This is a genomic window from Ammoniphilus oxalaticus (assembly GCF_003609605.1).
Lineage (GTDB): Bacteria > Bacillota > Bacilli > Aneurinibacillales > RAOX-1 > Ammoniphilus > Ammoniphilus oxalaticus.
The window spans coordinates 442,082-457,632 of sequence record NZ_MCHY01000006.1; the positions used below are offsets into that span (position 1 = coordinate 442,082).

Sequence of the window (15,551 nt, forward strand, 5' to 3'; positions counted from 1 at the left end):
ACAATTTAAGGTAGTCTGTCCACTGTTACGTGTGCTCTCAGCATGATCATACCCTGTGGGAGACGGTTTTGTCTCATATTTCTTCCACTTTCCAATTAAGTCCAAATTCTGTACAGAATCTGTATAGTTCACCCATTTATAATGGAATGTAATTACATATAGAAAGACGGTGAGCAGAAATTGGTTAGAAGAATCGCTCAACTATCCCTATTATTCGCTTTGCTCTTTCAAACCTTTTTTGGTGGCATGGGTGTTCAACCACTCGTCGTTGCGCAAGAGTCGTGGACAGAGGAAGCAGTTGAAGATTCGGTAATAGACGAATCCGATGAAAATGGGGAAGTGGATGGACCTGTAGAGCAAGATCAAAATACAGGGGAAGAAGAATCTGAATCTAACGTAGAAGAGGTTGCGAAAGGCACTCCTGAAGATGGGGACAATCTCGAAGACGGGGAATCGGAAGAAGATGTTGCTTTAGAACCTGAAAATGAAGGCAACAACTCTGAACCAGTCTCGGATGGAGAGAATCGTGGAGATGAGAAAGGTAATGAAAGTGATACAGATACAGATAAGACCGAAAAGCAAGATGCAGACAGCAAAGATCAAGTAGATGGCGAGAAGCCATCAGCTGAGAACCCAGATGAGCAACAGGAAGAAGAAAAGACAGGGCTGTTTTGGGGGCTATTTGGTGGAGTATTTGGAGGTAATTCAATCGTTGAATTCCCTTTTATCACCAATATAAGCATCAAGGATAAGGATGGCAAGGATCTAGACCAAGCTGAAAGTGTTAGTAAAAGTGAACAGGTTATACTTCGTTATGATTGGCAGCTGCCCAACGATCATGAGATTCAAGAAGGCGCGACTTATAAATTTGCATTGCCAGAAGGCATATTTGCTATTATGAACACGATCAGTTTGTCTTTGGATTCTGACGGTGATCAAGTAGCAAATGTTAAAATTGATACGGACGGCAACGGAGTTATCACTTTTACGGAGTTTGTTGGATCTCACTCCAATGTTGAAGGATGGTTTGAAATCACTACCAAGTTTAATCCAAATGAGATACCAAATCAAAATCCAGTTGAAATTAAGTTTGAAGTGGATGGCAAATCGGAGCCTATTGTAGTGAAAGTAAACTTTGAGCAACCTGAGCCTACCATTAAGAAGACAGGAAAGTATAATGCTCAAACAAATACGATTACCTGGGTAGTCGACTTCAATAAGGAAAAGGTATCGTTGCAAAACGCTGTATTCAGCGACGCGTTGGTAGATGGACTTGAGTATGTGAATGGATCTTTTAAAGTTAGTCCAGATCCACGGGGGAATTTTAGTGAGGATAACGGGACGCTAACTTATGAATTTCCTGCCAAGATTCTTGATTCATATGCTATTACCTTTGACACGAAGGTTACCGATTTCGAAGGAACCTCGTTAATAAAGAAAAACACAGCAACGATCAAGTATAATGAAGATAAAGAAATAGAATCTAGCACTACAGTAACTGCAAATGCAAATTATATTAAGAAATCTGGTAAGGACAACTATGCGAACAAACAGATAGATTGGGAGATTATTGTTAACGAAGACGAACTTGAATTAGAGAACTTTACCATAATAGATCAACTTCCAGTTGAACTAGAGTTAGTTATGGATTCGGTAAAATTAAATGATGGAAATTTGACGGGCTTTGAATACAAAGATGGTGAATTCAGTTATCAATTCGTGGGTGCTATCACCAGCAAGCAGATCATTACGTTTTCAACAAAAGTGCCTGAAAAATATTATAATGGCCAACACGAGATGCCGGAGTTCGAGAATGTTGCTAAGATCTTTATACCTAGTATTGGAAAAACCATCTCATCTAATAAAGTAGGCATTGGGCCGAAAACCAGCGTGATTCGAAAAACTGGAGCAGGTTATAATCGTTCGACTCAAGAAATTACGTGGAAAATTACGGTGAACGAGAATGAGGTTGAAATTACAAATGCGGTATTAACGGACCAGATTCCCAAAGGACAGGAATTTGTCAAAGGTTCCTTTGAGATCAATTCGAATCCAGGGGGAATATTTAGTCAAGAAGGCCAGACGTTAACTTTTACGTTCCCTGACAAGATTGAGAAAACTTATATTATTACTTTTAAAACAAAAGTAATCAACCCAGCACACACAGCTGCAAATAAAAGTAAAAGTTATGAAAATAGCGTAACTTTGACGGGAGCCAATATTACAGAATCCACATCAACAGGGAAACAAACAGTCACTAGTAAAGTAATTAAAAAAACAAATGAAGGTTACGACTACCTAGATAGGGTGTTAACATGGAAGATTGTCGTTAACCAAAACAAGATGGAGTTACCTAACGCGGTATTGACGGATGTGATAGGAGACGGTCAAGAGCTTGTAGAAGACTCTTTAGTACTTCCAGATGGGGCTACACACAGTTACGATAATAAAAAACTAAAAATTACCTTAGGAACGATTACTGAAGAACAGCTAATTATATTTAAAACTAGCATTGCTGATCCAGAGTCTTTCTTCAAGGAAAATGGGGAAAAGACGGTTGAGAACACTGCGACATTAACAAACGACTTTGGCCCTTCCGAATCGAGCACTGGAACAAAGAAAATTGAAAACACGGTTGTTGCTAAAGGGGGTTCAATTGTAAATGGTGAACCGACTATTGAGTGGAAGGTAACGATTAACCAGAACAAACTGCTCCTAGGAAAAGCAATATTAACGGATGTTTTGCCTGAAGGATTGACTTTAGATACATCGTCCGTGAAACTTTATAAACAAGAGTTGGACGTTAATGGAAATCTGACAAAAGGCATTGAAGTTAATGGCTTGGATGCCAGTAATATCTCGTATGATGGAAATGAAAGAAAATTTGTTTTCACTATGCCAGAAGTAGATAATAATAATGAGGCCTTTCTCCTTGTATTTAGAACGGATATTTTAGACGCATCAAAATCACCGTTTAAAAATACGATCAACTTTAAAGGGTATGGCCTGAACGATGATCAAGGAACATCTAGCAATACGATTGCCTATCAGTCTGGAAGCGGTGGAGCAAGCGGAACAACAGGAAGCGTGAATATTATAAAGATTGACGCTGAAGATGAAACAAAAAGATTAAAAGACGCTTCGTTTGCTTTGTATGATAGGTATGGAAATTTAATTAGAGAAGCTAGTACAGGGAACAACGGTGAAGTCCTATTTGATCGATTAAGATTTGAAATCCCTTATACGATTAAAGAGGTTTCTGCCCCAACAGGTTATTCTTTAAATGGAGAAGTGAAAGGATTCATTCTTACAAGTAAGAATAAAAATGTTGAATACAAGGTAAAAAACGAAAAGATCACTGGAAGTATTAAGCTTATTAAGATTGATGCTGATAACAATACAACGAAACTCTCAGGAGCAATATTTGAACTCCTTGATGAGAATAAAGAAGTATTGAAACAGTCGGATGCAACGACAAGCGATGGTATTGTTGTCTTTGATAAACTAGAATTTAATACTAAGTACATTATTCGAGAAAAAACATCGCCTTGGGGCTACAAACTAAGCGACGAAGAATATTCTTTTACGCTACAAAACAATGATATTGAAAGAAATGTTGAATATGAATTCAAAAACAAGCAGTTCAAAGAAGGCTCCGTGTCAATTATAAAAGTTGACAGCCGCGATAAAAGCAAACGATTATCTGGCGCCGAGTTTGAAGTGAGGGACTCCGATGGCAAAGTTGTGGCTACAGTTATAACAGATGCCGATGGCAAAGCGGAAGTAAAAAATCTAACGTATGGAGACTACAAGTTAGTAGAAACAAAGGCTCCGCGTAATTACCAATTCGACAAAACGGAGCGCGATTTCACCATTGACGATAATGAGCATGTCATAGCGTTAGAGATTACGAATAAGAAACGACCTAGCGGAGGCGGCGGTGGAACACCTCCAACGGATCCAAAAGGTTCGCTCTCGATCATTAAGGTAGACAGCAGAGATCAGAGCAATCGATTGTCTGGAGCCACATTTGAATTAAAAGATTCTGATGGCAAAGTTGTCGCGACATTAACAACAGATGCGAACGGTCAAGCGAAAGTAGCCGATTTAGCCCTTGGCGAGTATACGTTAGTTGAAACAAAAGCTCCAGAGGGCTATGAACTTGGTGATGCGATTCGTACTATCAAGATCGAAAGAAATCACAAAGATATTACATTAGACAAGATACCTAATGTTAAATCAACCGATCCTAAGGATCCAAAAAATCCGCAGGATCCCGATAAGCCTGTAGATCCTGAAGATCCGAATAAAGATCCAGAGGATCCTATTAATCCTGAAGATCCAGAGCAAACGGATCCGCTAGATCCAAGCAAGCCAGTTGACCCGGCGGATCCATCTGAATCTACGGATCCAGGACAATCAGGTGAGCAAGGGGATGCTAGCGAATCCGATCAATCTGATGCTGTATCAGGCGGCGCGGAATCAGCCGACACAGGCAAAGTCGATGGACATAGTCAATCAGGCGAGTCTGGACAAACGAAGTCTGGCAAAACGAAGTTCGACCAAGATGGTCGACAGTTGCCAAATACTGCGACACCGCTCTATAATTACGCGTTAGCGGGATTAGTGATCGTCTTAGCCGGGTTTGGATTAAGACAGTGGGGTAGTCGAAGAAGGCAACACTAGTTAAATTTCTTAAACAGGTGGAGAAAAGGAATCCTTTCCCCACCTGTTTTTCTTTCATTAAGCTTTTAAAGTTGTGGAAAGGAGGGGGTTAGCTTGAGGCTGTTATCGACTTTTATGATTATTGTCGGTATCGCGCTGCTTGGTTATAGCGGCATTCAAATGTGGTCCTCAAACGAGCAACAACAGGCTGCATTATTAAAAGCGGAGCAAAGGATTATGGACCAAGCAAAGAGTGAAGGTCCTGTTGTTTTTGACCCGAAAATAGGCGAAGAAATCGGTGTGCTCTCATTGCCAAAACTAGACAGTACATTGCCAATTATTGAAGGTGTTGACGAATCTGAGTTAAGCAGAGGTGTGGGTCATTATTATGGTACCTCTTTTCCGGATGACAAGGGGCAGATTGTATTGTCTGGTCATCGAGATACTGTTTTTCGCAGGATTGGCGAGCTGGAAATTGGCGATGAACTGGTCGTAAACATGCCTTACGGCAATTTTACTTATATTATTGAAGAAACCGAAATTGTCGAGGCTGGTGATACAACCGTGATTCGACCCGAACAAGATGAGGAATTGTTAACAGTCACGACTTGCTATCCTTTTCGGTACGTGGGCGATGCTCCTGATCGCTACATTATATATGCTAAGCCCAAAAGTTGAAGCAAAGAAGGCAAGGGGTTTTTATTGATCTACTGATTTGTGTGACTAATTTCCGAATTTAATGTAGCTTTATATGCATTGCAAGAATATTGAAGGTAAGATATAAATATAGGGGGAGCATAAAGAACTAACGATTGATAGTCTTATGGTCCTGCTGCTTGTCGCGAGGAATGCTCTTTGATCCAATTCATCTTGTAGTGTTAGCTGATTAAGACAATCTATTTCACAGTTTTGTAAAGATCATTTGGGGTTCGTATAAGAGGTGAAAAAGGGTCAGTCTTTTACATAATGGACAGAAAAAATAAGGCTTTGAAAGAAATGTACGTAGGGGGAGAGGGTTCCTAGATGTGGCCGTTGAAAAGAAATAGAAACCAACTTAGCAATTTGGATTGGGTGAAAAGTGTCAACGATCAGACTGTCAGCATTGATTTGCAACAGTATCATGAAATAAGAAAACAGATGGAAATGATTCAATTTGATAAAAAAGAATTGCAGGTGATCAAGAGTCTTGAGTCGATTGTGGAAAAGAATATCGAGACGATTGTATCCGCATTTTACAATACGATTTTAGCGATTCCTCATTTAAAGGAAATAATTGATGAACACAGCTCGATTGATCGCCTACGGAATACGTTAAGCGGGCATATGATTGAAATGTTTAGCGGAAAAATAGATGAGGCGTTTATTCAAAAAAGGTTGCGTGTGGCTCAGGCGCACGTGCGAATCGGGTTAGAACCGAAATGGTATATCGGGGCTTTTCAAAATTTGCAAAGCGCCCTGTTTGATATCGTGAATCAGCATTTAACGAACAGAGAGGACAGTGTTCTCGCCGGAAAAGCGATTTCAAAAATATTAAATTTTGAACAACAGCTCGTGTTAGCAGAGTATGAAAAAGAGCATCTAAGATTAAGAGAGATGCAGTACGAAAAAGTAAAAGAGGAGTTAAAATCGAAGATTAGCGCGACAAGTGAAGAGTTAGTGGCCTTAACAGATCAAACGAACGCATCGGTTCAACAAGTTTCTGCTAATGTAAATGAGGTCAATCAAGCGATCCAGGATAGTTCTCATCTTTCAAAAGAGACGGAACGTCTAGCGAATTACGGTCAAGGTATGGTAGAAGGACTTGCGGGCCAAATGGAATCGATTGCGGGAGGCGCGGATCAAATGCAGGAATTTGTTCGAAAATTGGATGAATCTTCCCTTGAAATTAGGCAAATTATCTTGCTCGTTCAACGGATTGCGGATCAAACGCACCTATTGGCGTTGAATGCGGCCATTGAAGCGGCAAGAGCGGGGGAACATGGCAGAGGATTTTCAGTTGTAGCTGATGAAGTCCGAAAGCTAGCCGAAGAATCGAAAGGTTCTGTTCAGGAAATTACGGAATTGATTCAAGCGTCATTTGAACTGACCTCGGAAGTTACGAAATCTATCGCGGAGGTCCAAAATATTGTGGAAGCAGGCCTGCAAGGGTCGACAGCTACGCAAACGACATTTGATGAGATTCTATCATCAATGAGTCAAAGCATGGACCGTATTAAACAGGTCGAACGGGATGCGCAAGAGCTTGTCCAAGTTGTGGAAGGGATCAGTCAGGCAACAACGGAAGTAGCCGAATCCGCGGAATCTTTAAATCATTTGGCAACGAATATGTAGCGATTGGCAAGAGACCGTCATCAAAGATGACGGTCTTTTATTTTGGTTTAACCACTTCTGTTCTCCACTGCTCATACCACTTTTTAACATGCGGACTAACTGCTAGATCCAACTCGGCTAATGCTATTTTCATTTGATTGTATTGTCGCTCAACTTCAGAGAACGCCCCGAAGGAAGCGTAACCTATCATTAATTGAAAATGAGCCCGTTCATCCTCCGCTTTGTACGAACAAATTTTTGTGTACCAATTTTTGGCCTTTTCAAAATTGTCGTGTTCATTATAGTGATCGGCGATCATGTAAGCATACTGTAACCAGCGCTGCTCCAAACGATACCGTTCGGGTTCTGCCCATAAATAATCATAATCTTGTAGGTAGGCCCCTGTGTAAAAATTCAACGCCGCTTCATATTCAGTGAGGGTTTCCTGGGTAAGAGGTGGAAGGGATGTAAGTTTTTCTTCCCACTCTACGGCATCAATGTGGACATCGTTGAGAAGTAAAATGTAGCCTTCCGATGTGTTTTTAATTGAACAATGCTCACCAAAATGACTGAGTGTTTTTCGGATATGATAGATCGTTGTGTATAGCTGTGAAAAAGCCCGTTGTTCATCGACATCTGGCCATAAGAGCTCAATGAGTTCGGATTTTTGGGCCGTTTTCTTTTGATGATGCAGCAAATAAAGGAAACATTCTTGCGCTTTGGACGTACGCCATTGAATGACTTTGCGCGGGCTGTTGCCTGAGGTATTGTATGTCAACTTTCCAAATAGATTAAATTGCAGTTTGCTCTCCCGCGCAAGGGGACGACTTCGATCTTGTAATTGCGTCTTGATGCGGGTGATTGTTTTTTGTAGGCGATCCGTTTGAGCGGGCTTTAACACATAGTCCAATGCATTCAGTTCAAATGCCTGCACCGCATATTCATGAAAGGCGGTTACAAAAACGATGGCTAAATTCTTGTTTACTTCAAGTAATTGTTCGGCTAATTCAAGGCCGTTTTTTCCAGGCATTTCAATATCTAAGAACACAAGGTCAATATTTTGTAGTAGCTTCTCGCGCTCAGCGATCTCTAAATTCGTTAATTTCTCAACTATGACGATATTGCTAATTTTATTTATTTGATGTTCTAGAAAATCTAAGGCAAGTGGTTCGTCGTCAACAAGAATCGCCCTCATCTGTTCTCCTCCATAAGTATTAAGTCAACGCTCCAGGATGCATGTAGTCACACATATACTATTATAGATTCAATGTATAGTTTTTGTATAGTTTTGGACTGTATGATGGATATCAATTGTGTGCGAGAGTATACGGAATGGTGTGAAGTATTATGTTGCTAAAGTGGATTTTGCGAGTTAGTTCTATCCTTCTTATTGTTTTGTTGGTTGTAATTAGGGTGAATTTGGTAAAAGAGACGGAGCAGCAAGATATCTTGGAACGACCAATCCTTCAAACAGAGCAATTTATCTTTAATCATTTGCTTGATGAAGCGGGTATGATCCGTACAGATTTTAAGGGAAATCCAAATGGAAACCTCATATTATCTGAATCGATGGGGTTATGGTTAGAATATCTTGCGCTAAAAAAGGATAATTCTCTTTTTGATTCAGCTTACCTTGCGTTAAAGAAAGACTTTATTAGTAAAGAGAATCTCGTGATGTGGAAAGTGGAAGGAAGCGTTAGGGCGGATACGAATGCCTTGATAGATGATTTGCGGATTATTGCTTCTTTATTTCGCAAAGGGGAACAAATGAATCGGAGCGATTATATCAAGCAAGCCATACGCCTGTCTAAATCTATAATGAAATATAATCGGCAAGACGATTATTTTGTTGATTTTTATGATGTGAGATACAAGTATCAGAACAAAGAATTGACTCTTTCTTATCTAATTCCAAAGGCCTTTCAATATATGGTTAATTACGGGGTAATTACAGTCGATGAACTCGATCAACTTCGGGACTTTTTACGCAATATGCCTACGGATAATGGATTTTATCCAAAGTATTATTCTGTTGAAGATAATCGATTTCATTTTGATCAAGAAATTAATTTAATAGATCAATTGTATACTGTGATTCACCTAGAAGGATTCGGAATATCGACCGATTCATTTTTCAAGTGGATTAAAGATATCTATCTCCAGGAAAACGTCATATATGGTCGATATGATCGGTTGAGTAAGCAACGGATAGTTGAATATGAAGCCCCAGCTGTTTATGCGTTGTTAGTTATTTATAGTCTAGAAAAAAATGAACGCGCGTTTGCTAAGAGTGTTTATGAACGGATGACTGAATTGCGATCGGACGATCCGATGTCTACGTATAAGGGGGGGTATGTATTCTCTAATTCAACCCATTCTTTTGATAATTTATTGGCATTGGTGGCGGAGAGGAAATTATTGAATGAATAAAATTTTAAATAAAAATAATCTTTTGTTTATTTTGCTAACGAGCATCTTATTATTAGTGCTCAGTTTTGGTTTGTTTTTATTTCCGCGGGGACAAGGCGGGGCCATCCTATATACACTGGGATTGTTCATCGGTCTTGTCGGAGTGATAGGGGGCGCCGTTGCGGCTTTAGGCTTTACATTGCTTTTATTTTTTATGATTGGCAGCGTTATGTTTTGGACAGCTTTTACTGAAACTCCATTATTTAATATAGACATTTCATTTTTCGTCATTATCGTGTGGATGATCGGCATGCTGCTTATTTCTTTGCTTACGGGGCAAATGTCATCCCAACTGAAAGCAATGCACGATGAGAATCAATCATTGCGCGAGCAGATCAGAACGTTAGTTGCAATTGATCCGACCACTGGCTTTGATAATAAAGAGCGGATGTTGGTTGAACTTGAATTAGAATTCAATCGTTCTAAACGATATAAGCAAACATTTACCTTTGTATTAATGAAAATCAATCATTTAGATCAATTTGAAAAATTGTACGGAGTAAAAGAAATGAACAGACTGTTCCAACATTTTGCTAAAGGGATTCATCGTTGTGTAAGAGCGAGCGATCAAAAATATCGTCCGGAAAAGGATATGTTTGCTTTGATCTTGCCTTATACGGAAATTAGTGATGTGAAAGTTGTGATCCAAAAGTTAGAAAAGGAACTAAAAGTATATCAGCTGGAAAATCGAAAATATACGACGTTAACAATTGAGTATGGGTACATCGGTTTGGATGAAAGAATTAGCCAGTTTTCAAATATTTACGAGTTAGCGAAAGAACAGGTGTCTGCCCATGTTTCGTAGATTCTTGTCATTGTTGCTTGTTTCTTTGTTAGTTTTGCCTATGATGGCCAATGGAGCGCGCGCGAAACAACAGCTCGAAGCTTTACAAAATGATGATGTACGAGTCTTGCTTATCTATTCTAATGAAAATAGCGCTGAAAGTGTGGCCGTTCGAAAATTAGATTTATTGCTTCATCATTTTACAAAGCATGTTCGTTTAGTCGCTGATTTTGCGCTCACAGAACAAATGCTGAAAGACGCTACGCACGTTATTTATTACGGGGAGACGGAGCGGCAGTTAAATAAAGAAGTGGTTTCTCTAATGAAGGGCATTAAAAAACCATTGATTATGGTTGGCGAAAACTTTGAACAGTTCTCTTCTTTTAATAGGCGGATGGGGGCAATTTTAGCGGTAAATCAGATTAGTCAGCAGGACTCGGCAACCTATTTTCAATCATCGCCGCTCTTAATTAAGCCCATTCATGTTACTGAGGAGATGGAGGTCATGTTGTATGGGGTTAAAGAGGAAGAACGCGTTCCGCTGTTTGTTCAGTATGAAGATGAGTACGCGCTTACTTCAAGTGGGGTCTTAGAAGAATTAGTCTACTATTATATTGCGGAAATACTCCATGAGATACTACCGAATAATCATGCCGATGAACATCTGGCTTATCTTCGCCTGGAAGATATTCACCCGATGTCCGATCCGAAAAAATTAAAAGATGTTGCCGCTTATCTGGAGGAGCGAGGCATTCCTTATCTACTCGTTGTGATCCCTGTTTATATTACACCTAACACGGGGGAGCGAGTGTATTTTGCCGATTCTCCAGAGTTAGTCGAAGTTCTGCGAGAATTACAAAATAAGGGAGGGACAGTCATTTCCCACGGATATACGCACCAATACCGAGACAGTGAAACGGGAGAAGGATTTGAATTTTGGGACGTAGTAAATGACCAATTTATTATTGAATCAAATCCGAATAATTCGATTGAAACGATTAGGACGATCGATCAATTTCCAAACGAAGAAGAATATCGGGCCTATATTGAACCGCTTAAAAAAAAAGAGAGAAAGTATGTAAAAAAACGAATAAAAGATTCAATTCATGAGTTGGCATCGCATGAATTGTATCCATTAGCTTTTGAAGCCCCGCATTATACGATGTCTCAACAAGGATATGAGATCGTTGCAGATTATTTCACGTCAATTTTTGGTCAAATTCAATTAAGTGATGAAAATTGGGAGCAAATGAGCGCCCCACCATACCTCTCTTCCGCTCATCTTTTGCGCGGGATGGCTCTTTATCCTGAAACGATTGGGTATGTGGATGGGACAGTGGAAGGATCTATGGAAAACCAAAAGCGATTAAATCAAGTATTAATTGTTAGGGATAGCGTGATCGGTGGATTTTATCATCCTTATTTAGGCGTAGAACCTTTGCCCGAATTTTTATCCCTCTATGAGAAGGTTCCAAATTTAAAATGGATCGATTTTAAAAAGCATTCTAATGCGGTAAAGACTTCAAGGGTTCAGATCTCAACTGAAAAAACAGGGACGATTCATATCAAAAATGACATAGCGCGATGGGAAAATATATGGAATCATTCAGAGCTATCCAGTCTTGAAAAAGTTTTATGGGGATTAACCACAATTGTTCTTTTATTCATCCTCTTGTTTTTGGCATTTTCCTTTTATTTGAGAACACAGGTAAAAAAACGATTGTTTAAGGAGAGAGACACGATTGGCTAATACTTTATTTCTACTTTCTCTAGTCGTGATCTGGGTGATGCTTCTGTATCATATGTTTCTCATGTTAGGTGGTTATTTACATTTCACACGTTTTGAACGTGTCATCCCTCAATGGAAAAAGAAGTTAACTGATTTGCCAACAGTAAGCATTTTAATTCCCGCACACAACGAGGCGGTAGTTATTGAAAAAACATTAAGGGCGATGATTCGCCTTGAATATCCTAAAGATCGACTGGAAGTCGTCGTGATTAATGATAATTCCACTGATAAAACAGGAGAAATTGCTCGCAAAATCGCAATGGACCATCCTTTCATAAAGGTAGTCGACACGATGCCGCCTCGCGCTGGAAAAGGGAAATCAAGCGCGTTGAACCAAGGCTTTGAGATATCGACTGGAAAGTACATTATTGTTTACGATGCCGATAATACACCGGAAAAAAAAGCAGTCTATTATCTCGTAATGGGTCTGGAAAACGATCAGAAAGCTGGCGCAATTGTAGGGAAGTTTAGAGTTAGTAATGCAAAGAGAACGTTGCTAACGCGATTTATTAATATAGAAACGATTTGTTTTCAATGGATGGCCCAGGCGGGGCGATGGTTCTGGTTTAAAATGACGACAATACCGGGAACAAATTTTGCGATTCGTCGTTCAATCATTGAAACTTTAGGCGGGTGGGATGAACAAGCGCTTGCAGAAGATACAGAGTTGTCTATTCGTGTCTATAATCTCGGGTATTCTATTCGATTTTTTCCGGCAGCCATTACGTGGGAACAAGAACCGGAAACGTGGAAGGTTTGGTGGCGACAACGAACGAGATGGGCGAGAGGGAATCAGTATGTTGTTGTAAAGTTTATGCGGACGTTTTTAAGTTTGGAAAGAAAGATAGTGGCTTTCGACTTAATTTATTTTTTCTTTACGTATTTTTTGTTTTTTTCGGGCGTGATTGTTTCCAACATTATTTTTATAACGAATTTATTTATTGATCTTCAGTTAACGATCGGCCTCGTATCGATCATTTTATGGGTTCTGGCATATTTTTTATATGTTACTGAGGTCTTTATAACACTGAGTATTGAACAAACCGAGATGACATTAACTAACTTTTTCATAGTGTTATTAATGTATTTCACCTATTCACAATTGTGGATTATATTGGTGGCATATTCTTTGATTTTGGAAATCAAACGCGCATTATTAAGACAGGAAGTGCAGTGGTATAAAACAGAGCGATTTGACTCTGAATCATGATAGGCGGAGTGTGCGCATATGAGATATAAAATGAATAAATTGTTTCAGAGATTAACTATATTAGTACTAAGTTTGCTTCTAATCCTTCCTTCAATAACTACAGAGGCTGTTGGCTTTCCGTTGCAGGGTAGAACGATCCAATTAAATGACGATATCTTTCAAAGCGACGGAAGTGAAAGTTCGACAGTGTCTATAATCAATTTGACAGCGCAAGATCAAGTGTTGGAAGGAATGGCTGATAACGTTGAGTTTTTCTATGAAATCCCATCAGGATCGGGTTTAGATGGAAGTATGTTGAATTTAATTGTCCAATATTCTGAACTTCTACAGGAAGGTTCTACGATGACAGTTTACATTGATGATAAACCATTCCATAGCGAAGCTTTACAAATGGATCGACAGGCAATGGAGATTAAAAGACCTTTGCCAACTGAAGCGCTCAGTGAAGGTTTTCATACGATTAGAGTGAATTTTTATGGCCATATATCGGAAGAGCTTTGCGCTGATTTGGAGAATCCTGCAAATTGGTTGATGATTTTAGCGGAGAGCCATCTCGTAATGCATACGAATGATCGCTCAGATAGAATCAATATGTTACAAGATTATCCATATCCATTTATTCAAAGACAACAGGCTAAAACCGTTCAATCGGTCCTCGTGATTCCGGATGAAGCTTCTGCGTCAGTCATACTGGCGGCATTAAAACTAACAAATTACTTAAGTCATCATGCTAGCGATCAGGAAGAAATAATGATTGTAAGAGAATCAGAGTTAAATATGATATCTACTAATATTATTGCATTGGGAAAACAGGAGGATTGGACGGGGATCATACGAAAAGTATTTAATGCGGCGAATGTAAAAGTCGAGAATGAAAATCTTGTAGTAAGTAACTATCTCATCAGAGCTTCTGCTGAATCGAAACAAATTATGTTTATTACGGCATTAAAAGATCAAATCATTTCAGATAAGATTACTGCGCTAACAACCGATCATTTTGTTAAACAATTAGCAGGGGATCAACTTTCGATTGATAAGATACCAACTCTAGCTAAGGAGGAAAAGGCAGAACGTCACGTATTTCAAGAGATAGGTATTGCTAATCAAACATTGACAGAAGCGAGAAAAAAATCTTTGAACTATTTTTTTCAGTTACCTTCCTATGTTGATGTAGAACAAGATGGTACATTGCATTTAAAAATTAGAGCATCTAAACCTTTAGCAAGATCAGAGCGTAGAGGAAATGAAGACGGTGCTGAGCTAGTCGTCATTATAAATGAAATTCCACATTCAATTGATATTCGAGAACAACTACAAGAATCCGAAGAATCTTTTGTTAATGTGGAGATTCCGATCGAAGCTGAGCAAATCAAGAAAGCTCCCTACTTAACAATTCAATTTGAGGCAATTGGACTTGGCGAACCTAAAATTTGTGTTCCTGTTGAGGATGGAAGATGGATTTTTGTACATGAAGAAAGTTATTTACAATTTGGCACTCGTGAATATAGAACAGAAAGTAATTTTAAAACATGGCCTGATCCGTTCGTTTCGATTGACAGTAATGACGAAACAGTTTTTCTGTTGCCGAATGATGTCCCTACCGATTCCCTCAACCAATTGCAAAGGATTATATTGAGAAATAATGATCGCAATTTTTTGGATAACGTAGAAATTATATTTGAAAAAGAGTTAAATGAAACCAATTTATTAGGAAAACATGTCATTATCTTCGGGAGATTTGGACTTAATCTACTTTTAACCACCTATCAAGATCAGTTAATTGTTGATGTTGAAAATAACAGGTTAGATCTGTCCTCATTCCAATTTGTTAATGAAACAGCTAAGCATGTAGCCTGGCTACAGCCATCAGTGTGGGATGATAGCAAAATCATGGCAGTGTTTGCTCCCGTGCAGGCGCAGACAACTGAACCGTTTTTAATTGATGGTTTGATTCGGTATATAAATACAAATCGACCCAACACAAATATAATTGTTGAAAATAATAACGGACAAATCTTTACACATCAATTGAAAGAAGGTGGAACGGTTGCGATACCTGACTCAACTAAACGAGATAAAGGCCAAGTTAAGCTACTGCCACTGATAATATTTGCTGGGATCTTCATTTTTAGCATGGCAATTTTTATTTTATTGTATCAGAAAAAGCGTTCATCCTAATGATTGAATGGTAAAGTGGTCTGAAAAGTAGTCAGGTTACAACGATCAACTAGAAAGCTCCTCTGTATATATTTTGTATAGTTCCCTGGTGTAGAGTGGAGTTGACTGCGCATAGTCTAAAAGCTTTGGTCGAAGGGGGGATTAGT

The 15,551-nt window shown here is 39.1% G+C and carries 9 protein-coding genes; 8 read left to right on the forward strand and 1 reads right to left on the reverse strand.

The genetic code is table 11. The features are described from left to right. Positions 1-180: 180 nt before the first annotated feature. The 3 genes from BEP19_RS04230 to BEP19_RS04240 all read left to right on the forward strand — a co-directional run bounded on the left by BEP19_RS04230 (position 181) and on the right by BEP19_RS04240 (position 6,996). Positions 181-4,686, forward strand: a complete 4,506-nt coding sequence (locus tag BEP19_RS04230; RefSeq protein ID WP_120188571.1) for a SpaA isopeptide-forming pilin-related protein — start codon at positions 181-183, stop codon at positions 4,684-4,686. A gap of 93 nt (positions 4,687-4,779) precedes the next feature. Continuing rightward, the gene (locus tag BEP19_RS04235) at positions 4,780-5,343 is read left to right on the forward strand and encodes a class D sortase (RefSeq protein WP_245983326.1); all 564 of its coding nucleotides are present in this window, start codon (positions 4,780-4,782) and stop codon (positions 5,341-5,343) included. A 345-nt stretch (positions 5,344-5,688) separates the two neighbouring features. Then, positions 5,689-6,996 (forward strand): globin-coupled sensor protein, encoded by a 1,308-nt coding sequence (locus BEP19_RS04240; protein WP_120188572.1) that lies wholly within the window; start codon positions 5,689-5,691, stop codon positions 6,994-6,996. Positions 6,997-7,033: 37 nt separating this feature from the next. On the opposite strand, the gene BEP19_RS04245 is transcribed toward BEP19_RS04240, so the two are convergent. Beyond that, positions 7,034-8,170 carry a response regulator gene (locus BEP19_RS04245; RefSeq protein WP_120188573.1) on the reverse strand — a complete coding sequence of 379 codons (1,137 nt, stop codon included), beginning with the start codon at positions 8,168-8,170 and terminating at the stop codon, positions 7,034-7,036. A gap of 218 nt (positions 8,171-8,388) precedes the next feature. Between BEP19_RS04245 and BEP19_RS04250 the strand changes: the two genes are divergently transcribed. Genes BEP19_RS04250 through BEP19_RS04270 form a run of 5 tightly spaced genes read left to right on the forward strand, consistent with a single transcriptional unit; the run spans position 8,389 to position 15,405 of the window. Then, positions 8,389-9,405, forward strand: coding sequence for a glycosyl hydrolase lipoprotein (locus BEP19_RS04250; RefSeq protein ID WP_147393766.1), 1,017 nt, complete (start codon positions 8,389-8,391; stop codon positions 9,403-9,405). Continuing rightward, a complete protein-coding gene (locus BEP19_RS04255; protein ID WP_120188575.1) occupies positions 9,398-10,249 on the forward strand; it encodes a diguanylate cyclase domain-containing protein in 852 nt (283 codons plus the stop codon). The genes BEP19_RS04250 and BEP19_RS04255 overlap by 8 nt, the downstream gene beginning before the upstream one ends. Beyond that, positions 10,239-11,978, forward strand: coding sequence for a DUF2334 domain-containing protein (locus BEP19_RS04260; protein WP_120188576.1), 1,740 nt, complete (start codon positions 10,239-10,241; stop codon positions 11,976-11,978). Before BEP19_RS04255 ends, BEP19_RS04260 begins: the two co-directional genes overlap by 11 nt. Next, a complete protein-coding gene (locus BEP19_RS04265) occupies positions 11,971-13,227 on the forward strand; it encodes a glycosyltransferase family 2 protein (protein ID WP_120188577.1) in 1,257 nt (418 codons plus the stop codon). The genes BEP19_RS04260 and BEP19_RS04265 overlap by 8 nt, the downstream gene beginning before the upstream one ends. Positions 13,228-13,245: 18 nt before the next feature. Beyond that, complete coding sequence (locus tag BEP19_RS04270) at positions 13,246-15,405, forward strand: cellulose biosynthesis cyclic di-GMP-binding regulatory protein BcsB (protein WP_120188578.1); 2,160 nt, start codon at positions 13,246-13,248, stop codon at positions 15,403-15,405. The last annotated feature ends 146 nt before the right edge of the window (positions 15,406-15,551 follow it).